This is a genomic window from Lactobacillus corticis (assembly GCF_018327645.1).
GTDB lineage: Bacteria > Bacillota > Bacilli > Lactobacillales > Lactobacillaceae > Lactobacillus > Lactobacillus corticis.
Genome location: NZ_BMAY01000006.1, coordinates 77,682 through 96,764 on the forward strand (window position 1 = coordinate 77,682; position 19,083 = coordinate 96,764).

Annotated in this window: 20 protein-coding genes and 1 tRNA gene; 5 read left to right on the plus strand and 16 right to left on the minus strand. The window is 44.0% G+C overall.

Annotated features, from left to right (window positions below; translation table 11 throughout):
* Positions 1–32 precede the first annotated feature (32 nt).
* The 5 genes from KI210_RS05215 to murB are packed head-to-tail and all read right to left on the minus strand — an operon-like array spanning position 33 to position 4,767.
* A complete protein-coding gene (locus KI210_RS05215; RefSeq protein WP_212780840.1) occupies positions 33–1,106 on the minus strand; it encodes an ABC transporter substrate-binding protein in 1,074 nt (357 codons plus the stop codon).
* Positions 1,103–1,915, minus strand: coding sequence for an ABC transporter permease (locus KI210_RS05220; protein WP_212780841.1), 813 nt, complete (start codon positions 1,913–1,915; stop codon positions 1,103–1,105). Before KI210_RS05220 ends, KI210_RS05215 begins: the two co-directional genes overlap by 4 nt.
* Entirely contained in the window at positions 1,912–2,724 is an 813-nt protein-coding gene (locus KI210_RS05225) for an ABC transporter permease (RefSeq protein WP_212780879.1), read from the minus strand. Before KI210_RS05225 ends, KI210_RS05220 begins: the two co-directional genes overlap by 4 nt.
* Positions 2,711–3,811, minus strand: a complete 1,101-nt coding sequence (locus KI210_RS05230) for an ABC transporter ATP-binding protein (RefSeq protein ID WP_212780842.1) — start codon at positions 3,809–3,811, stop codon at positions 2,711–2,713. Before KI210_RS05230 ends, KI210_RS05225 begins: the two co-directional genes overlap by 14 nt.
* A gap of 59 nt (positions 3,812–3,870) precedes the next feature.
* Positions 3,871–4,767 carry a UDP-N-acetylmuramate dehydrogenase gene (murB, locus tag KI210_RS05235; RefSeq protein WP_212780843.1) on the minus strand — a complete coding sequence of 299 codons (897 nt, stop codon included), beginning with the start codon at positions 4,765–4,767 and terminating at the stop codon, positions 3,871–3,873.
* Between the two features lie 99 nt (positions 4,768–4,866).
* Here murB and KI210_RS05240 point away from each other — a divergent pair, with 99 nt between their 5' ends.
* Positions 4,867–5,400: a 3'-5' exonuclease gene (locus KI210_RS05240; protein WP_212780844.1), complete on the plus strand. Its 534-nt coding sequence runs from the start codon at positions 4,867–4,869 to the stop codon at positions 5,398–5,400.
* Positions 5,401–5,438: 38 nt separating this feature from the next.
* Here the strand turns inward: KI210_RS05240 and tsaE are convergent, their stop codons facing one another.
* The 3 genes from tsaE to KI210_RS05255 form a co-directional block, all read right to left on the minus strand.
* Positions 5,439–5,918 (minus strand): tRNA (adenosine(37)-N6)-threonylcarbamoyltransferase complex ATPase subunit type 1 TsaE, encoded by a 480-nt coding sequence (gene tsaE, locus KI210_RS05245; protein ID WP_212780880.1) that lies wholly within the window; start codon positions 5,916–5,918, stop codon positions 5,439–5,441.
* Entirely contained in the window at positions 5,918–6,904 is a 987-nt protein-coding gene (gene pta / locus KI210_RS05250; RefSeq protein WP_212780845.1) for a phosphate acetyltransferase, read from the minus strand. Before pta ends, tsaE begins: the two co-directional genes overlap by 1 nt.
* Positions 6,905–6,966: 62 nt before the next feature.
* Positions 6,967–7,644, minus strand: a complete 678-nt coding sequence (locus KI210_RS05255) for a uracil-DNA glycosylase (RefSeq protein WP_212780846.1) — start codon at positions 7,642–7,644, stop codon at positions 6,967–6,969.
* A 65-nt stretch (positions 7,645–7,709) separates the two neighbouring features.
* Between KI210_RS05255 and KI210_RS05260 the strand changes: the two genes are divergently transcribed.
* Positions 7,710–8,582 (plus strand): Cof-type HAD-IIB family hydrolase, encoded by an 873-nt coding sequence (locus tag KI210_RS05260; protein WP_212780847.1) that lies wholly within the window; start codon positions 7,710–7,712, stop codon positions 8,580–8,582.
* A gap of 5 nt (positions 8,583–8,587) precedes the next feature.
* Positions 8,588–9,109 (plus strand): LURP-one-related/scramblase family protein, encoded by a 522-nt coding sequence (locus KI210_RS05265; RefSeq protein ID WP_212780848.1) that lies wholly within the window; start codon positions 8,588–8,590, stop codon positions 9,107–9,109.
* On the opposite strand, the gene KI210_RS05270 is transcribed toward KI210_RS05265, so the two are convergent.
* Both KI210_RS05270 and KI210_RS05275 read right to left on the minus strand, forming a co-directional pair.
* Positions 9,106–9,672, minus strand: a complete 567-nt coding sequence (locus tag KI210_RS05270) for a GNAT family N-acetyltransferase (protein ID WP_212780849.1) — start codon at positions 9,670–9,672, stop codon at positions 9,106–9,108. The genes KI210_RS05265 and KI210_RS05270 overlap by 4 nt on opposite strands.
* Before the next feature lie 69 nt (positions 9,673–9,741).
* Complete coding sequence (locus KI210_RS05275; protein ID WP_212780850.1) at positions 9,742–10,632, minus strand: aldo/keto reductase; 891 nt, start codon at positions 10,630–10,632, stop codon at positions 9,742–9,744.
* 135 nt (positions 10,633–10,767) lie between these two features.
* Between KI210_RS05275 and KI210_RS05280 the strand changes: the two genes are divergently transcribed.
* On the plus strand, positions 10,768–11,619 hold the full coding sequence (locus KI210_RS05280; RefSeq protein WP_212780851.1) for a LysR family transcriptional regulator: 852 nt from the start codon (positions 10,768–10,770) through the stop codon (positions 11,617–11,619).
* Positions 11,620–11,666: 47 nt separating this feature from the next.
* Here the strand turns inward: KI210_RS05280 and tpiA are convergent, their stop codons facing one another.
* The 4 genes from tpiA to KI210_RS05300 all read right to left on the minus strand — a co-directional run bounded on the left by tpiA (position 11,667) and on the right by KI210_RS05300 (position 15,861).
* A complete protein-coding gene (tpiA, locus tag KI210_RS05285; protein ID WP_212780852.1) occupies positions 11,667–12,422 on the minus strand; it encodes a triose-phosphate isomerase in 756 nt (251 codons plus the stop codon).
* A gap of 18 nt (positions 12,423–12,440) precedes the next feature.
* Positions 12,441–13,652 (minus strand): phosphoglycerate kinase, encoded by a 1,212-nt coding sequence (locus KI210_RS05290; protein WP_212780853.1) that lies wholly within the window; start codon positions 13,650–13,652, stop codon positions 12,441–12,443.
* 105 nt (positions 13,653–13,757) lie between these two features.
* A complete protein-coding gene (gap, locus tag KI210_RS05295) occupies positions 13,758–14,774 on the minus strand; it encodes a type I glyceraldehyde-3-phosphate dehydrogenase (RefSeq protein WP_212780854.1) in 1,017 nt (338 codons plus the stop codon).
* Between the two features lie 55 nt (positions 14,775–14,829).
* A complete protein-coding gene (locus KI210_RS05300; protein ID WP_212780855.1) occupies positions 14,830–15,861 on the minus strand; it encodes a sugar-binding transcriptional regulator in 1,032 nt (343 codons plus the stop codon).
* A gap of 249 nt (positions 15,862–16,110) precedes the next feature.
* Between KI210_RS05300 and KI210_RS05305 the strand changes: the two genes are divergently transcribed.
* A tRNA-Arg gene (locus tag KI210_RS05305) sits at positions 16,111–16,182 on the plus strand.
* Positions 16,183–16,219: 37 nt separating this feature from the next.
* Here KI210_RS05305 and KI210_RS05310 read toward each other — a convergent pair.
* Both KI210_RS05310 and KI210_RS05315 read right to left on the minus strand, forming a co-directional pair.
* The gene (locus tag KI210_RS05310) at positions 16,220–18,010 is read right to left on the minus strand and encodes a putative glycosyltransferase family protein (RefSeq protein ID WP_212780856.1); all 1,791 of its coding nucleotides are present in this window, start codon (positions 18,008–18,010) and stop codon (positions 16,220–16,222) included.
* Between the two features lie 138 nt (positions 18,011–18,148).
* Complete coding sequence (locus tag KI210_RS05315; RefSeq protein ID WP_212780857.1) at positions 18,149–19,081, minus strand: glycosyltransferase family 2 protein; 933 nt, start codon at positions 19,079–19,081, stop codon at positions 18,149–18,151.
* Positions 19,082–19,083: the final 2 nt, after the last annotated feature.

Genomic DNA, 19,083 nt, shown 5'->3' on the forward strand with positions numbered 1-19,083 from the left:
CGTCCCTCCCTAGGAAACATTATACCAATTTCCTAGTGTACATACATTTTGAATTCCAGAAATAGGTCATTATATTCTTGAACTTTGCTTTTGCTTAAATCTTTAAACACTTCTAAGCGCTTTACCAATTTTCGGTCCGGATAAAATTGCTTATCATCCCGCACCGACTTAGGCAAATATTTCAAAGCCGCTTCAACCGGCGTCGCATAACCGACATATTCAGCGTTTTGGGCCGCATTTTTAGGATCCAGCATAAAGTTAATGAAAGCATACGCAGCTTGAGGGTTCTTGGCAGTCTTAGGGACGACAAAATTATCAAACCACAAATTTGAGTAAGGCTTAGGTACGACATAATGCAGATGCTTATTAGCTGCTAGCATCTCGCTAGCTTCACCTGACCAAGTGACCCCAATTGCCGCTTCATTTTGAATCATGTACATCTTCAGTTCATCAGCAATGATTGCTTTGACGTTGCTGCCCAAATTATCTAATTTGGTTTTGGCCAAGTGGAGCTCAATCGTATTCGTGGTATTCATCGAATAACCCAAAGAAGCTAAAGACAGGCCCATAATGTCACGAGCCGAATCTACTAACAGGATGTTGTGCCGATATTTTTTATTCCACAAATCGTTCCAACTAGTAATTGACCCGGCTTTGACGAATTTATCATTGTAGATAATGCCCAAAGTCCCCCAAAAGTATGGCAAGGAATATTCATTCTGGGGGTCAAAAGACTGATGAATAAAGTTTTTGCCCAGGTATTTGCGATTGGGGATTTTACTCAGATCAAGCTTTTCCAATAAACCAGCTTTTCGCAGCTTGGTGACCATATATTCACTCGGAACCGCCAAATCATAAGCTGTGCCGCCTTGCTTAATTTTGGTATACATGGCTTCATTTGAATCAAAAGTCTGATAAGTAACCCGGTAGCCGGTTTGCTTTTCAAATTTGCTGATTAAATCTGGATCAATATAATCGCCCCAGTTGTAAATAATCAATTTATGATTTCCGCTAGCTGCACTTGACTGCAGCAATTTGTTTGATAGTCCCCACAAGCCCAAGCAGACTAACAAAATAGCACTTATGCCCCACAGCAGTTTTTTCATAGCTTCACCCCAATTCTGCGATTATGCTTGGTGCGGCTGCTTCTAACCGACAAGAAGTAATAGATTAAGACCCCAATTAACACCACCAAGAAAATGATGGCACTGAGGGCATTAACCTCCAAGTCGATCCCCTGCCGGGCCCGCGAATAGATTTCGACCGACAAGGTGGTAAAACCATTCCCGGTTACGAAAAAAGTAACTGCAAAGTCATCCAAGGAATAGGTTAAGGCCATAAAAAAGCCGGCCAAAATCCCGGGCATGATGGCGGGAATCAGCACCTGACTAAAGACTTGGTAGCTGCTCGCCCCTAAATCTTTAGCCGCATCAATCAAAGTGGCGTCCATTTCTTTTATCCGGGGCAAGACCATTAAGACCACGATTGGAATCGAAAACGCCACATGGCTAAGCAGGACTGAGCCAAAGTTTAAACTTAACCCTAAGGCCGTAAAAAATATCAAGAAACTAGCCCCAATAATGACATCTGGCGACACCATCAAGACATTGTTTAAAGCTAGCAAGCTGCTTTTTTCCCGTTTAGACCTCGCTGCTTCAATGGCAATTGCCCCAAATGTACCAACAGTGGTTGCAATTAACCCACTTAACAGGGCCAGCAGCAAAGTTTGCAGCATAATTGCCAATAAACGCGAATCATTGAACAAAGTCTGATAGTGCTCCCAGGTAAAATGCTGAAAATGATTCATGTTTTGCCCGCTGCTGAACGAAAAATAGATCAAATAAAAAATCGGCAAATATAAGACTAGCAACAACACAATTAAATACAGTCTAGCCCCTAAATGACGCTGCTTCATTTTCTGGTCCTCCCTTTTTTCCGCTGGCCGGTGATCAGCATGACCACAATCATCATGACAATTAAAATTACCCCGATCGTGGCCCCCATATTCCAATTCATCGTGGTCATAAAGTACTCTTCAATGGCAGTCCCCAAAGTGATGACGCGATTGCCGCCAATCAGACGCGTTAACATAAACAAGGACAGACTGGGGATAAAGATTGCCTGGATGCCACTTTCAACTCCTGGCCAAGACAAGGGCCACAACACATAACGGAATGTCTGCCATTTGCTGGCCCCGAGGTCTTCGCTGGCTTGAATTACAGCCGGATTAATATCAGCAATGGCGTTATAAATTGGCAAAATCATAAAGGGAATTTCAATATACACGGCTACCAAAATAAAGGCAAAATTGGTAAACAGCATATTGACCGGCCCAAGGCCAAACAGCTGCAAGAACTGGTTAACCATGCCGTGAGTCCCTAAAATCCCAATGAAAGCATAGGCCTTCAAGAGCAAATTAATCCATGTGGGCAAGATGATCAGCAAAAGCCAAAACTGCTGATGCTTCATTTTGGTCAAAAGATAGGCGGCGGGATAGGAAATTACCAGCGTAAATAAAGTAATCAAAAAGGCATACCACAGACTATTTAAGCTCATTCTTAGAAAAGTCCCGCTGCCAAAAAAGCGTTGGTAATTCTCCAAGGTAAAGTGGCCATTGGTATCAGTAATTGAATACCAGCCAATCAGCAGCAAGGGCAAGATGACAAACAAGACAATCCAGAGCAAGTATGGCACTAGAAAAAATACGCGCTTATTGTTTTTCATCATCATCGTCCTCGTATTGTTCTAAGCGGGCATCAAATTCTTCCTGACTTTCATTTAGCCGCATAACATGGATATCTTCAGGGTCGAAAAACAGCCCTAACGGTTGGTTTAAGTGCACGCTATTGGTGGAATGCACTAGCCACTCATGTTCATCGGAATCAATCGCTTTGATTTCAAAGTGGTCGCCTAAAAAGAGCTGGGTTTGCGCGCGGACCACTAGCTTGCCTTGATCGGGCGCAACGACATCCAAGTCTTCTGGCCGAATTACCACTTCCACTTTTTCGTTTGGACGCATCCCCGCATCGGCACATTTAAAATGGCGATTGGCAAATTCCACTTCAAAGTCGCGAATCATCCGGCCCGGCAAAATATTGGAATCGCCAATAAAGCGCGCAACAAAATCATTGACTGGTTCATCATAAATATCTACCGGACTGCCGTTTTGCTGGATTTCGCCATCATTTAGGACAAAAATCTCATCTGACATGGATAAGGCTTCTTCTTGATCGTGAGTGACAAAAATAAAAGTAATTCCTAACTTTTTCTGAATAGCCCGCAATTCAAATTGCATTTCTTTGCGCAAGCGCTTATCTAAAGCTGACAAGGATTCATCCAGCAACAAAACTTCCGGTTGATTGACAATTGCCCGGGCAATGGCTACCCGCTGCTGCTGGCCACCTGATAATTCAGCAATTTCCCGTTGGGCGTAACCATCCAGGCGCACCAAGTGCAAGGCTTCATTTACGGCTGGGGCAATTTCTTTGGCCGGCTTTTTCTTAATTTTTAAACCAAAAGCCACATTTTCAAACACATTCAAATGGGGAAATAAGGCATAATTTTGAAAAACCGTATTGATCGGGCGCTTGGCCGCGTCCACTTCGGTCATGTCCTTGCCTTTAAAATAAATGCGGCCGCTGCTGGCTTGGGTAAAACCAGCAATGATGCGCAAAATTGTAGTTTTGCCGCTGCCTGATGGACCAAGCAAGGAATAAAACTTGCCGGATTCAATTGTCAAGTTGATGTCATTTAACGCTACAAAGCCATCATCATAGCGCTTGGTAATATTTTGCAGCTTGATAATTTCCACTTTTTCTTGCTCCTTAATAAAAAAGCCGCAAGCTGTCTGGGCCTGCAACTTTATGAAATTTATTGGTCTTTTCCGATGATTCGGACTTCGGTTTTTAGATCGATATCATATTTTTCTTTAATCGTCTTTTGAATCAGGTGGATTAAATTCAAATAGTCCGTTGCCGTTGCCCCACCCTTGTTGACGATGAAGCCGGCGTGTTTGGTTGAATCTTGTGCTCCGCCTATTTGCTTGCCTTGCAAACCAGCTTTGATAATCATTGGTCCAACATAGTGGCCAGTCGGCCGCTTGAAAACTGAGCCGCATGATGGATATTCAAGTGGCTGTTTATATTGGCGCAAGGCATTTAAATAGTGCATTTGATCCAAAATTGCTAATTTATCTCCCGGTTTCAGTTCAAAGGTCGCCGACAAAACAATGTCGCCACTCTCTTGGACATAAGAATGGCGATAGGCGAACTGCATTTCCTGGTTGCTATAAGTCTTAACCTCGCCCTTTCTAGTTAAAACCGTCGCACTTGCCAAGCAGTCCTTCACTTCGCCGCCATAAGCGCCAGCGTTCATAAAAACGCCACCGCCAACTGAACCGGGGATGCCGGCGGCAAATTCCAAGCCAGATAAGCCATGTTCGGCGCCATAAAAGGCCGCATCGACAATTTTGGCACCAGCTTGCGCAATTACCGTATTCCCGGAAAGCTTTATTTCGTTTAAATTGGTCAAAATCATGACTAAACCAGCAATACCGCCATCTTTGATTATCAAATTTGACGCATTGCCGATCACCGTTAGCGGAAGGCCGTCAGCATTGGCAGCTTCCAGCAGTTGCTTGACCTCGGCAATTGAGCGTGGGAAAGCCGTATATTCTGCTGGACCGCCGGTCTTGGTAAAGGTCACTTCACTCAGTGGCATCCCGGTTCGAATATCGTATCCAGATGCTTTTAAATCCATTAACTTCAAAAAAATGCCTCCCTTTAATCAGTCCTACCTATTTTACCGCATAAGCGCACGCCATACATCATGTGTTATACTGATTTTTAAACAAAGGAGTCAAATTTTATGAATTTTATTGCCATGGATTTTGAAACTGCCAATCGTTATCCTGAAAGTGCTTGTTCTCTAGCGATCGTGATGGTGCGAGAAAATAAAATTGTTGATCGCTTCTACACGGTGATTAACCCCCAAATGCCATTTGACAGCAACAATATAAAAGTCCACCAAATTACTGCTGAAGATGTGGCCGATGCCCCAACTATGGCCGAAGTGTGGCCTAAAATCAGTGGTCTTTTTCGCCCTGGAATGCTGGTAGCAGCCCACAATGCCCGCTTTGATACCAATGTTTTGCAAGAATCGCTGGCCCGCTACAATATTACCGCACCGCACTATTTGGTAATCGACTCCTTAACCACCAGCCGCAATTTGCAGCCCGATTTGCCCAATCATAAACTCGATACCGTCTCGGCAGATTTGGCGGTAGATTTGTGGCATCACCATAATGCCCTGTCAGATAGTGAAGCTTGTGCTGGCATTTTGCTTAAACAGGCGGAAAAATGGGGCGAGGATGCCTTGAAACAATTTGTTTATCAATACTAAAAACAAAAAACGAAATTCCCAAAGGAATTTCGTTTTTCTTATGCTTTTAACTGTGCTTTAACCGCTTCAGCCCAGGCCTCAGCCCGTTCGCCGTGCGGTTCAAACTCAACCACCCGTTTGGTTGATTCCCAACTGTCATCAACTCGGGTCAAGGTTAAGCCTAAATATTCACGGGGCAAGAATTCGGCAATTTTGTCGGGCCATTCAATGACCACAATTCCTGCTTCATTTAAATACTCATTCAAATCAATCGATGCCAAATCAGCTGATTCCAAGCGATAAAAATCCATATGGAAGAGCGGCAGGCGACCTTCGCGATATTCGCGCACCAAAGTAAACGTTGGACTCTTAATCGGTCGCCGGATGCCCAATTGCCGGCCTAAACCTTGGGTCATGGTCGTTTTTCCCGCCCCCAGGTCACCTTTGAGCAAAAGCACATCGTGACCTTGGGCAGTTTCAGCCAAAGCCGCACCTAGCTGCTGCATCGCTTGAGCCGAGTTGATTGCTAATTTCATGATTAATCCTTATCCATTACTGCTTGGGCAGCGGTTAAGACTGCCATATCATAAACATCTTGGCTGCTGGCTCCGCGTGAGAGGTCATTAACCGGAGCAGCCAATCCTTGCAAAATTGGGCCAACTGCGGTGAAACCGCCTAGCCGCTGAACTAGTTTATAGCCAATATTGCCTGATTGCAATTCAGGGAAGACAAAGACGTTTGCATGTCCTGCCACCTTAGAACCTGGAGCCTTCTTTTCGCCCACGCTTGGGACAAAGGCCGCATCAAACTGCAATTCCCCATCAGCGGGGATGTCGGGATGAGCTGCTTGGAACAATTTGCAAGCTTCAACCACTTTATCAACCATTTCGCCTTTAGCTGAACCTTTAGTTGAAAAACTCAAAAAGGCCACCTTAGGATCAATCCCCACCATTTTGGCGGTAAGGGCTGATTGGTAAGCAACTTCGCTCAAAATTTGGGCATCTGGGTCGATGTTAATGGCACAATCAGCAAAAATATACTTTTCTGCGCCCTTTTCCATCACAAATGACCCTGAGACCCGATGCATGCCAGGTTTAGCGTGAATCAACTTTAAAGCTGGCAAAACGGTATTGGCCGTGGTGTGGTTGGCACCAGAAACCATGCCGTCCGCTTCGCCCATCTTAACTAATAAAGTAGCAAAATAATTCCCCTGGGCACAATTTTGCTTAATTTCGTCTAAACTTACGGCCTTTTTGCTAGAAGCCCGGTAGACCTCATACATTTGCTCGTAGTTGGCATATTCTGCCGGATCAAAAATTTCCACACCGGTAAGGTCAAGCCCTGCGTCAGCTGCCAGCTTGGCTACTTCGCTCTTCTTGCCTAAAACAATTGGTTTAAGCAGACCATCAGCAGCTAATTTGGTCGCAGCTGTTAAAATCCGTTGGTCATCCCCTTCGGGAAAAACTATCCGTTGCTTCTCAGGAGCCTTTTTGACCATGTCTGTCAACAATGAAAAAACTGTCATCGATATATCCTACCTTTTTCTAAAATGCCGCAGTCAACCTATTTGGCAATACCCAAAAACCTCTAAACCTCTGCGGGTAATTGCCAATCAATCGGACTTTCGCCATATTCAGCAAGTGCCTGATTGCAGCGAGAAAATGGCCGTGAGCCAAAGAAACCGCGATTTGCCGAAAAGGGACTGGGGTGTGCTGACTTAATCACCGTATTATGCTCTTCATCAATCAGGGGCAATTTATTTTGCGCAAACCGCCCCCACAAGATAAACACGCAGCGTCCACGCTTGCTTAAAGCTTTGATCGCGCCATCAGTCACCAATTCCCAGCCCTTGCCCTGATGGCCGTTAGCTTGACCATAGGGAACGGTCAAAACCGCGTTCAAGAGCAAGACACCCTGGTCGGCCCATTTCTTTAGATAGCCATGATTCACTGGTTGGGCACCAACATCATCATATAGTTCTTTGTAAATATTTACAAGTGAAGGAGGTAACTTAATTCCTGGCTCCACCGAAAAACTCATGCCATTGGCCTGGCCTGGATTATGATAAGGATCTTGTCCCAGAATTACGACCTTAGTATCTTGGAAACTAGTCAATTTAAAAGCCGTAAAAATATGATACATGTCAGGAAAGATTTTTTTAGTCGCATATTCATGTTTTAAAAATTCATGCAATTTGTGATATTCATCACTATCAAAATATGGCTCCAGTACTTGGTCCCAGTCATTGCCTATTAGCGCTTTCATTTACAACCTCCTATTCTGCTCTCTTTATGTTATCATTATTCTAGTACATATAGGGAGTGGATATCATGATTAGACTAGTGGCCTGCGATTTAGATGGCACCTTGTTTGACAGCAACATGCAAATTAGTGAAACCAATCGAGCAATTATTCGACATGCCCAAGAAAGCGGGATTGAATTCTTGATCGCCACCGGGCGAGCACCCAAAGAATCGAAAGTAGTCTTACGGGATGCGCGGCTGACGACCGGTTTTATCAATTTGAATGGCGCCCTAGTTTTTAACCAGCAAGGTGACCTGGTGGTCAAGCATCCAATTGCGCTGGCCAGTGCGAAAAAATTAGTTACGATCCTCCACGAGCACCAGTTTTATTTTGAAGTAATTACCGCCGACCAGGTCTATAGCGAAGATTTAAATGCCCGGATTACCAATATCGCCCACCTGATGGTTGACCTTAATCCCGGGATGGACTTCCGGACTGCCGTGGCGGTATCAGCTGGTTCAAAATCAATCCTAGACATGGAACAAGTCGCGTCATTTGACGACTTGTTAGCCCGGCCAGGCATTGAAGTAATGAAGATTATTGCCTTCGATTCGCGTGGTCATGAAGCTTTTAGCGATATTTTGCCCCTCATTAAGGAGCTCGGGCTAGTCGCTTCTTCTAGTTCTGCGTCAAATTTGGAAATTAATGCCAAAGAAGCCCAAAAAGGCACGGCTTTAATGGATTATGCCCAAAAACGCGGCTATCGGCCGGAAGAAGTTGCGGCAATTGGCGACAATCTAAATGACGAGAGCATGATCCGCATGGCGGGCACGGGGGTGGCCATGGGAAATGCCGTTCCACTCATCAAGGATCTGGCAGATATTGAAACCAAAGACAACAATCATAACGGTGTCGGCTGGATACTTGAACAATTTATTGCCCAAAATGCAAGAGGGTAACTATCATGCAATACTTTTTGACTCTAAGTCAGGAAAAAAATTATGGTCAGATTCCCGTTGCCGATGAAACTGGTCACATCTGTTTCATTATTCGCGGCAATTTGGAAAATCCTAACCATACGCTTTACCTGTATGATTTTAATAACCAAGAGATTGGTCGTTTATTTCGTGATGGCGTTGGCATTATTGCCTCCTTTACGATTGACGTGGTGCGCCATTCCTTGGTTAAAGTCCACAAGATGAACAGCCCGGCAGCTAATGTCTTTTATATCAGCGGGCTAAAATATCTGGTAACTGGCAGCATCAAAAAAGGCACTTACAAATTCCGTCTCGGTTATAAGACGGTTGCAAGTGTCAATACCGAAGTTAGGTCTAGTGGCGTCACTTTATGTTGTGAAATCAGCAAGCCGGAAGATGTGCCATTTATTTTGTTAACCACCATCCTGCTAACGCAGTGGCATGTCACGCCTTTGAAGCTGCCAACTTTTCCGCCCTTAGGCCAAAATATTTCGACTAATTTAAATTAAAGCTGCAAAACCATATGGTTATAAGTTCGGTCGCCAATCGTCATCTGTTTTTCGGTTTGGTAACCCTTATGTTCATATAATCTAATGGCACGCGGATTTTCCAGGTCAACATTAAGGCTAACCTTCTGGTAGCCTTTTTCTTTGGCCATTTTTTCGCCAAAATCCATTAAGCGACTGGCAACATGCTGCCCCCAATGATCGGGATGCACAGCTAAGGAGTCCAGATACCATTCATCCGGCCAAGCTTCCTGGTCATCAAAAATTACGGTTTCAAAGGGCAAGCCTACCTTAGCGTACCGCGTTTTTAGCGCTTCATCGATCGCAACCTGATCTTCATATGGGTACATGGTCAACATACCGCGAATTTCGCCCTCGTCGCTGACCTCAACCCAAGTACGACGATAACTATAACGGTAGCGCTCACTGATAAAACCTTGGCGCATCAAATCATAAAATTGGCTTTGTGGCAATTTCTTAATGCTTGCCATATCCATTTCGTCAAAAATTTGCTCCAAAATTGGAAAAACAAAAGGAAAATCTTGCTTTTCTGCTTGTCGTATCATTTGAATACCTCCTATGTCTAGTGTAACAAAAATACCGATGCTTTAACACATCGGTACTGCTAGTGGCAATTAGCCATTTAATTTTGCTTTTTCAGCTTTTTGAACCTGCTTCAAACTTGGGCCAAAAATTTGTTCAATTGCGACGGGATCAGTATGACTGAAAAATTGACTTTCTTGCTTATCTAATTTAGCCATTGCTGCCATATCATCAGCGCTTAACTCAAAGTCAAAGACATCAATGTTCTCCTCCATCCGTGACTTGTGAACGGATTTAGGAATTACCACAATGCCGCGTTGCAGCAGCCAGCGCAAGATAACTTGACCATTGGTCTTGCCGTACTTGGCACCAATTTGCGCAATCGTCTCGTCCTTGAAGATATCATGCTTGCCTTCGGCAAATGGTGCCCAAGCCTCTGGGACAATCTCGTTCTTTTGTAAAAAGTCTACGCTGCTGGTTTGTTGGAACCAAGGATTGATTTCAATTTGGTTAAGTGCTGGCTTAACGGCAGCTGACAACAAGAGATTTTGCACTTGGTCGTTTGAAAAGTTGGAAATCCCAATTGCGCGAATCTTGCCGGCTTTTTGCGCTTCTGCAAGTGCCCGGTAAGCGCCAAAGTAATCACCGTAAGGCTGGTGCAGCAAGTACAAGTCAATATAGTCAGTGCCTAATTTTTCCAAACTAGCATCAATTCCAGCCTTAGCCCGTTCATAAGTAAAATCTGACACCCATAATTTGGAAGTCACAAACACGTCGTCCCGCTTAACCTGGCTTTCCTTAATGGCTGCGCCGACGGCATCTTCATTATTGTAGGCGGCTGCGGTATCGATTAAGCGATAACCAACGCTTAAGGCTTCGGCAACTGCTTTCTTTGCTTCTTGATAATCTGGCACTTGGAAAACGCCAAAACCAAAAGTAGGCATTTCTACGCCATTATTTAGTTTTCTAACTGGTACAGACATAAGAGCTCCTTTACTTTTTACTATCTTTTCTTGTTCCTTATTCTTGAAGCAATTTTAGCCCTTTTAGTCAAATTTGAAAAATACTAGACTTTCATGCTAGTATACATTTATGGAATGCTGGATAGGAGGACAAAAATGATTGATCCTTATTTATTGACTGAATTAGTAACCTTCGCTGAAACTGGTACTCTAGCTAAAGCAGCTGAAAAGCTCAATATTACCCAGCCTAGTTTAACCAGAGGGATGCAAAAACTGGAAAGCGAATTAAATGTTAAGCTGTTTGATCGCCAACCCAATAAGATCAACCTGACAGATACTGGTCAGTACACGGTGAAAACTGCAAAGAAAACCCTGGCAGCCTTAACTGAATTTGAAACTGCCGTTCATAACTACGATCAAAGCAAGCAAAAAATTTCTTTGGCCTCAACCGTCCCTGGACCCTTGCTTTATAGTCAACGCCTAGATCTGCCTGAAACCGTTCAAATTGAAAAAAATCTGTTAGACAAAAAAGCGGTTGTGCCCTCACTATTAAGTCATGCCAAGACGATCGTCTTTAGTGATGAGGAACTGCAAACAAACGAAATTGAGAGTTTATTTTTGGGCGTTGAAGATCTTTACGTCAACTTAGATCAATTTATGGACCTAGCAAGTAAGTCAATCGTCTCTTTCAAGGATTTGCATGACCTCAGTTTCTTAGTTTTAAGCGATATTGGTCATTGGCGCGATATCCAAGAGGAAGAAATCCCGGAAGCTAAATTTCTTTACCAAAATCAAATGACGAATTTGCGCGAAATCAGCGAGTATTCGAGTTTTCCATATTTCACTACTAATTTATCTGGCCCAGACCATCAAGCTGATGATAATCGGGTACGGGTTCCGATTTCTGATGAGCGGGCCCATATGCCAATTTACGCTAGTTACTTAATCAGCAATCGCAGCAAGCTCAAGAACCTGCTGCAAGCTTTGCAAAAATCCTGGCCAAAGTAAAAAGACGTGCTCAGTTCACAAGCACGCCTTTTTATTATCCAGCAAAATTAGTCTTGGTAGTTTACCAAAGCTAAGTATGATTCTGGGTCTAATGAAGCCCCACCAACTAAGCCACCGTCGATGTTTGGCTTAGCCATTAATTCCTTAACGTTAGCAGGCTTTACTGAACCACCGTATTGAATACGAACGTTTTCAGCAGTTTCTTCGTTGTACAAGTCCTTAACAGTTTCACGGATAGTCTTGCACATTTCTTCAGCTTGGTCGCTTGAAGCAGTCTTGCCAGTACCGATAGCCCAGATTGGTTCGTAAGCAATAACCAATGATGAAACTTGTTCAGCTGACAAGTCCTTTAAAGCTGCCTTAATTTGGCTAACAACCCATTCTTCTTGCTTGTTAGCTTCACGGGTTTCAAGTGATTCACCGCAGCAGATGATTGGCGTTACACCATTAGCAAACAAGGCCTTAGCCTTCTTGTTGATGTCTTCGTCAGTTTCGTGGAAGTAGCCACGACGTTCACTGTGGCCGATGATGCAGTATTGAATGCCCATTTCCTTCAAAACCTTTGGAGAAGTTTCACCAGTGAAGGCACCTTCTTCTTCAAAGTAGGCATTTTCAGCACCAACATGCAAGTTAGTACCTTCAGCAGCCTTACGCAAAGCGTCAAGGTCAACTGCAGGAGCACAAATTAATGATTCAACTTTACTTGATTCAGGCAACTTTGCACTAACAGCCTTAACAAATTCAACCGTTTGTTCAGGGTTCATGTGCAGCTTCCAGTTACCAGCAATAATTGGAGTACGCATTAAAATACTAATCCTTTCTTACTTGTCTGAGATACATGCAATACCAGGTAATTCCTTACCTTCAAGGTAGTTAAGTGAAGCACCACCACCAGTTGAGATGTGGGTAATCTTAGGTGCGATACCTAATTGCTTAGCAGCAGCAGTTGAGTCACCACCACCGATGATCGTAGTAGCATCAGTTAAGTCTGCTAAAGCACGACCAACTTCAAGCGTACCTTCAGCAAAGTTTGACATTTCGAATGCGCCCATAGGACCGTTCCAAACAACAGTCTTAGCGTCCTTCAAGATGTCTCTGAACTTTTCAACCGTCTTAGGACCAATGTCCAAGCCCATTTCGTTGTCAGGAATGTCGTCACCAACAACTTCGTGGCTAGCGTCGTTTGAGAATTCAGTAGCAGCAACGTTGTCTACTGGCAAAACGATCTTGTCGCCAGCTTCAGCAAGCAGCTTCTTAGCAAGTTCAACCTTGTCAGCTTCGAATAATGACTTACCAATCTTGTGGCCTTGAGCAGCTAAGAAGGTGTAAGCCATCCCACCACCGATTAAGATGTGGTCTGACTTAGGAATTAAGTTGGTGATAACGCCAATCTTGTCTGAAACCTTAGCCCCACCTAAGATAGTTACGAATGGGTGAACTGGGTTAGCAACAGCGTTACCTAAGAACTTGATTTCCTTTTCCATCAAGAAACCAGCAGCTGCAGGCTTGCCGGCTGCCTTCATAGCAGTAGCAATACCAACGTTTGAAGCGTGGCTTCTGTGAGCAGTACCAAAGGCGTCGTTAACGAAAACGTCACCTAATGATGCCCAGTATTCGCCTAACTTAGGATCGTTCTTTGATTCACGCTTGCCGAAGTCGTTGTCGATGTCTTGGAAACGAGTGTTTTCAAGAACAACTACGTCGCCATCCTTCATTGCGTTTACAGCATCTTCAACTTCTTTGCCTTCGTTTGAAGGTACGAAAGTTACCGGCTTCTTCAACAATTCGCTTAAGCGTTCAGCAACTGGCTTTAATGACAATTCCTTCTTGTCATCGTCACTCTTAACCCGGCCTAAGTGGCTAAGCAAGATAGCCTTACCGCCGTTGTCCAGGATGTATTGAATAGTTGGCAAAGCAGCCACAATTCTGTTGTCGTCGCCGATGACACCGTTCTTAATTGGAACGTTGAAGTCAACACGAACTAAAACTTTCTTATCTTTGACATCTACATCAGAAATAATTATTTTAGCCATTGAGATTCCTCCGAATATAACTATTCATCGAAAAAAGGCGAAGGGAAGATCTTCCCTTCGCCCTCTTCGTTACTAGTCTATCAATCTTAAATTTAAAACTTAAAATTAAAGAGTAGCAAACTTCAACAAAGTACGAACCATTTGGCAAGTGAAGCTGTATTCGTTGTCGTACCAAGCAACAGTCTTAACAAGTTGCTTGTCGCCAGCAGTAGTTACCATGGTTTGAGTTGGGTCAAAGATTGAACCAGCAGTCATACCAAGAACGTCGCTTGAAACGATTTCGTCTGCGTTGTATGCAAATGAGTCGCTTTCGTACTTCTTCATAGCTTCGTTGACTTCGTCAGCAGTTACCTTCTTGTCAAGGATTGATACTAATTCAGTTACTGAGCCGTCTACAACTGGAACACGTTGTGCGTGACCGTTCAACTTACCGTTCAATTCTGGGATAACAAGGCCGATAGCCTTAGCAGCACCAGTTGAGTGAGGGATAATGTTTGCTGAAGCAGTACGTGCAGCACGAACGTTACCACCACGAACTGGACCATCCAAGATCATTTGAGTTGAAGTGAATGCGTGGATAGTAGTCATAGTACCAACTTGGATACCGAATTCCTTGTTCAATGCGTTAGCCATTGGAGCAAGTGAGTTAGTAGTACATGAACCAGCTGAAACGATCTTGTCGTCTGCAGTCAAAGTGTTTTCGTTTACTGAGTAAACGATAGTCTTCAAGTCGTTACCTGCAGGTGCTGAGATCAATACACGCTTAGCGCCGGCGTCAAGGTGAGCTTGTGACTTAGCCTTTGAAGTGTAGAAACCAGTACATTCAAGAACAAAGTCAACGCCGTCGTTCTTAACCCAAGGAATGTTTTGAGCTTGTGGTTCAGCGTATACACGGTATTTCTTGCCGTCAACTACGATTGAGTCTTCAGTTGCTGAAACTTCGTGGTTGAAAGTGCCGTGAGTTGAGTCGTACTTCAACAAGTGAGCCAAAAGTGATGGAGTAGTCAAGTCGTTAATAGCAACAACTTCGATGTCTGATGACTTTTCGCCCAAGTCCATAATACGACGGAAAGCTAAACGACCAATACGGCCGAAACCGTTAATACCAATTTTAACTGTCATATCCTAAAGTCCTCCTTAAGAACTATAAACAACAATTTATTTTAAAAGAGAAATTTTAACTCTCCTTTAAAATCGCTTTTGAGGCGCCCTCGTCAGTAATTAACCAGGTTTGCCGAGGCGCATTAGGCATATATGCCATGATGGAAGCAGCTTTGCGCCGCCCGCCAGCAAAGGCAAATATGTGGGGTATTTTATGTAGATTCTCAAACTGCAATCCAACCTGGGTGATGCGGTCGACAATCTTGCCTTTGTCATCGAAGAAACACCCGAAACATTCGGTGACAGCATGTTTTTCACGCAGCTCTGAAAGCTTGATTGAGTCATAGCCTCGTCGCCGTGCCATTTCTTGGGCTAAGCCAATTCCATGAATTACGGCATCGCTTCGTGAAATATCCTGCAACAAGTCTGAAATCGACGGCTCTCTAATTAATGATCGATAAGCCGAAGTCGAAACTTGCTCAGGTAAATACAAGGTTTTATAGGTACCATGAGTGCGAGCCGCCATCTCTTGCACAATCGTATTAGACTGCGTCATGACGTTCTCACCCAAGGCTCCTCGTCCTGGAATAAACTCCAAGCGACGATTGTTGGCTAGCTTAGGAGATAAATACCGACCTCCCTTGGCAATCGCTTCACCACCCAACACCGTTATAATAGTGTGTCCTAGGGGCAAAAGCAAGTCCAAAGCGGAACTGAGCTGTTCGCCCATTTGCTCGTAAACCCGATCCTGCAGATCACAATCGCCAGGAATAATAATGGTTCGTTCGATTCCCAGTCTTCTAGCCAGTCGGACCTCGTTTTCATCCGCATTGAACAAACGATCAATAATTGGTCCGGCGTCTTGTAAAACCTTTTCGCCCTTCTCGCTCAAGACCATGCCAGTATTTTTCGTCTCAATCAGCCCTAAACTGGTTAAATACTCAGTTTCAGTTCTAATCTTTCGTTCTGACACGCCTAGCTTTTGTGCAACCGTCCTGCGTCCTACTGGAGCTTGCAAGGATATTTGCTCAAGCACGAGATAGCGTTGTCGAAGAATTTTTAAGGCATCTGGTACGAGGGCTTCGAGCAGAGAAATTTCCGACTCCATAAGTCCTCCTTGTTCTGTGGGACATTTTTTGTCCACCGCCGTGACGGTTAGTGTCCCAGTATGGCTAAAAATATAAGAGAAACCAGGATTTGTTTATTTTTTGAATCCTCCGTTTCCCATTCGACACTTGTAGTATAACAATTGAAAATTCCAAATACAAGTAAAATTGCCCCAATTCAGCAAGTTATTTTTTTCAGTAAATTATCTTTGCATTTGTGACAATTTTTGGATATACTGTTAGATGTGCTTGGGTCCTTAGTGTAATGGATCGCACGTAAGATTCCGGTTCTTGAAATCTGGGTTCGACTCCCAGGGGACCCATAAATAAACCACAGACTGTAGGTCTGTGGTTTTTCTTTTACTGCAAAACGTGTTGGAAAAGCTTAGTTAGGTGTTTTTTGCTCTTGACCAAGCACCCTGCTCCTAAACCTAACCAACCTAAGAGGCTGCTAATTAATAAAGCCAGGTACCATTTAGGCACGATAAATTGCAAAATCAAATAGTTCTTGCCGACTTTCTGCTGGACTTGCGGTACTCCCAAACTGCTTAATTTTGGCGAAACAACCTGACCATTGACGGTTACCTTTGACTGCTGGTAGCAGACTACCGGGACGGCAACCTTAGCAGCTTTCTTGCCAGTCCAAACGACTTTTAAGGCACCATTTGCCAAAACTTGATAGTGGAACTTGCCGCTCGTTGCCGGTTTGATTATTTCTTGAGCGTAAACGCTAACTGCCTGCGTGCTTGTTAAGGTTGTCCGATAGTTTGGCATGTAATCCGGATTAATTTTGCTGATTTCTTTAAACATTTCACCCAATTGACCTTTAGTTCGCATGCTAGCCATCAGCTTTGCCGGATTTTTCGCCTTGAGATAGTAATTCCCCCTAGTTGCCGTTTTTTGATAGTACTTGCTGGAATTTTTGACTTTTTCATATTGCGAACTGGTGTGCAAAACCAAGCGACTATAATTGCTGGCCACATTAACGCCCAAGAGCAGGATCAAGAATGCCGCCCAGGTGCCAAAAGCCAGTTTTTCTGGTCGCTTTGCTAATTCGGTCAAAGTTAATGCCAAGCTTGCCAGCATTAATGGGTAGCCCACGATCAGCAAACGATATGGAAATTGAAAATAACTTCCGATGATTGGCAGTTTTGCCTGCAAATAATCCCAAGGGAACTTGCTGCTCACGCAGAACAGCATCCCCAGAGCATAAATGGTCAAGAAATTCGTCAGCCAGCGAGCTTTAAAGCGCAGATTGAAAATTAGCCGCAGCAGCATGAGCAAAAACAAATAGCGCATGACTGGGAGCACTCTGCGCCTAATCGTCCCAATGGTGCTCAGTTCAAAGGTTTTGCTGCTTAAAAGGTATTGCGTGGTAGGAACCAAGTGATTGTTTAAATAAAGCAGACACAAACTTCCCCAAACGTTGGCGCTTAGCAAAGTTGTCGCTAAAACTGCTAACAGCAGGCTTATAATCATGCCCCGCTTTGACTGGGCACGCGCAAAGCCAATCACGACAAACGGTACCAGTGCTAAAGCCAGAATCAGCACGCTCAAAACATGGATCTGCGCCATCACGCTCATCCAAAACATTAAGCGGACCCAGCGGACCGGGCGGTCGCGGTCTTGCAGCATATTGATGCCTTCAAGCAAGACAAACGGTGCAATTGCCCCGCCCCAAGCGGTCATATTAGTATGGTCAAACCAGCTTTGGATGGGACCGATATTGAGGTAAAAGATCGCAAAAAATGTGCTGAAAACCCGATTTATGCGCAATTTGCGCAGCAAAAAATACATTCCCGTCCCCGCAAGCAGACCAAGGGCATAATAAGTAAATATCTGGAACCGATACCAGGTTCCCAAAACCAGTAAAATTCCGCCCATCAGGTAGGTAAAGAGCGGTCCGTACACGGCACTGGTTACGCGTCCGCTATGATTAAAAGCATAATTTGTTTGAAATAGATTATAAGTGCCGTGTTTAATTTGCATTGCGGCATCATAGAAGCGCGAATAATGAAAATACGTATCCTGATCAATAATCGTGTAGCCGTTCCAATTTTGGACCGCAGCCAGCAGATAAATGCTAAAGACCATCGCCAGCCACGGAAGCATTGTTAGTCCAATTTTATCGATCCTAGTTTTGATTTGCATGCGGCCTCCTCTTTCCCCAAATTCCTAGTAAATAGGTTAGCAAGGGAACAGGAGTTCAAGTAATGCGTTTTTGTAAAAAGATTTAGAACTTTTTGTGAAAAGAAAAACACCCTAGCTTAGCTAGCGTGTTTGATAGAACTACTTTTTCTCTTGAATAATATAGATTGGTCGTTCCTTTACCTGGGTAAAGATCTTGCCAATATAGCGACCGATCAAGCCCAAACATAAGAGCTGCAAACCACCGATCAGCAAAATGATGCAGACCAAAGATGACCAACCGACAATCGCCAATTCGGGATGAACCAGATGTCGGATAAAGACATAGATTAAGCCGATCAAGGCGCCTAAGAAACTAAGGCCCCCCAGCCAAACCGTCAAATCCAGCGGAGCTTGGGAAAAGTCGCTAATGCCATCAAAGGCATACTTAAACAGCTTCCAAGTTGACCAGTGCGTCTCCCCGGCTACCCGTTCAACATTGTGGTAACCCAGATACTTGGTGCGGAAGCCTACCCAACTAAAAATTCCCTTGGAGAAGCGGCTATATTCTTTTAACGACAAAACCGCATCAACCATCTGCCGCGTCATCATTCGAAAATCACGTGCTCCTGGAACAATTTCCGTCTTGGAGATCTTATTGATAAATTTATAAAACATGTCGCTCAGGAAAGACTTAAACTTGGCTTCACCCTTACGATCCGTCCGTCTTGTGCCAATTGCATCCCATTCACCGGTTTGCAGCAAGGCATACATTTTCGGCAAAAATTCTGGCGGATCTTGCAGATCAGCATCCATGACCACCACATAGTCTCCCGTGGCTGCTTGCAAGCCTGCATATAAAGCTGCTTCTTTGCCAAAATTTCGTGAAAAAGAAACATAATGTACCCGTTCTGGATCCTGGTCATGCAGTTTGCGCAATTCCACAAGCGTTTGATCACTTGAGCCATCATTGACAAACCAATATTCAATTGCTAAGTCTTTCATCTCGGCCACAACTTTTTCAACGGCAGGATAAAAGTATGGCACTGCTGCTTGTTCATTGTAGCAAGGAACGACAATTGACAATTTTTTCATGT

What these genes read in the sequence shown, in the direction of transcription:
- KI210_RS05260 (WP_212780847.1), top strand. Translation starts at nt 7,710, where the DNA reads ATGATTAGACTAGTGGCCTGCGATTTAGATGGCACCTTGTTTGACAGC.
- tpiA (WP_212780852.1), bottom strand. Translation starts at nt 12,422, where the DNA reads ATGCGTACTCCAATTATTGCTGGTAACTGGAAGCTGCACATGAACCCT.
- KI210_RS05280 (WP_212780851.1), top strand. Translation starts at nt 10,768, where the DNA reads ATGATTGATCCTTATTTATTGACTGAATTAGTAACCTTCGCTGAAACT.
- pta (WP_212780845.1), bottom strand. Translation starts at nt 6,904, where the DNA reads ATGACAGTTTTTTCATTGTTGACAGACATGGTCAAAAAGGCTCCTGAG.
- KI210_RS05220 (WP_212780841.1), bottom strand. Translation starts at nt 1,915, where the DNA reads ATGAAGCAGCGTCATTTAGGGGCTAGACTGTATTTAATTGTGTTGTTG.
- KI210_RS05310 (WP_212780856.1), bottom strand. Translation starts at nt 18,010, where the DNA reads ATGCAAATCAAAACTAGGATCGATAAAATTGGACTAACAATGCTTCCG.
- KI210_RS05255 (WP_212780846.1), bottom strand. Translation starts at nt 7,644, where the DNA reads ATGAAAGCGCTAATAGGCAATGACTGGGACCAAGTACTGGAGCCATAT.
- KI210_RS05290 (WP_212780853.1), bottom strand. Translation starts at nt 13,652, where the DNA reads ATGGCTAAAATAATTATTTCTGATGTAGATGTCAAAGATAAGAAAGTT.
- KI210_RS05300 (WP_212780855.1), bottom strand. Translation starts at nt 15,861, where the DNA reads ATGGAGTCGGAAATTTCTCTGCTCGAAGCCCTCGTACCAGATGCCTTA.
- gap (WP_212780854.1), bottom strand. Translation starts at nt 14,774, where the DNA reads ATGACAGTTAAAATTGGTATTAACGGTTTCGGCCGTATTGGTCGTTTA.
- KI210_RS05275 (WP_212780850.1), bottom strand. Translation starts at nt 10,632, where the DNA reads ATGTCTGTACCAGTTAGAAAACTAAATAATGGCGTAGAAATGCCTACT.
- KI210_RS05225 (WP_212780879.1), bottom strand. Translation starts at nt 2,724, where the DNA reads ATGAAAAACAATAAGCGCGTATTTTTTCTAGTGCCATACTTGCTCTGG.
- KI210_RS05265 (WP_212780848.1), top strand. Translation starts at nt 8,588, where the DNA reads ATGCAATACTTTTTGACTCTAAGTCAGGAAAAAAATTATGGTCAGATT.
- KI210_RS05215 (WP_212780840.1), bottom strand. Translation starts at nt 1,106, where the DNA reads ATGAAAAAACTGCTGTGGGGCATAAGTGCTATTTTGTTAGTCTGCTTG.
- KI210_RS05315 (WP_212780857.1), bottom strand. Translation starts at nt 19,081, where the DNA reads ATGAAAAAATTGTCAATTGTCGTTCCTTGCTACAATGAACAAGCAGCA.
- KI210_RS05270 (WP_212780849.1), bottom strand. Translation starts at nt 9,672, where the DNA reads ATGATACGACAAGCAGAAAAGCAAGATTTTCCTTTTGTTTTTCCAATT.
- KI210_RS05240 (WP_212780844.1), top strand. Translation starts at nt 4,867, where the DNA reads ATGAATTTTATTGCCATGGATTTTGAAACTGCCAATCGTTATCCTGAA.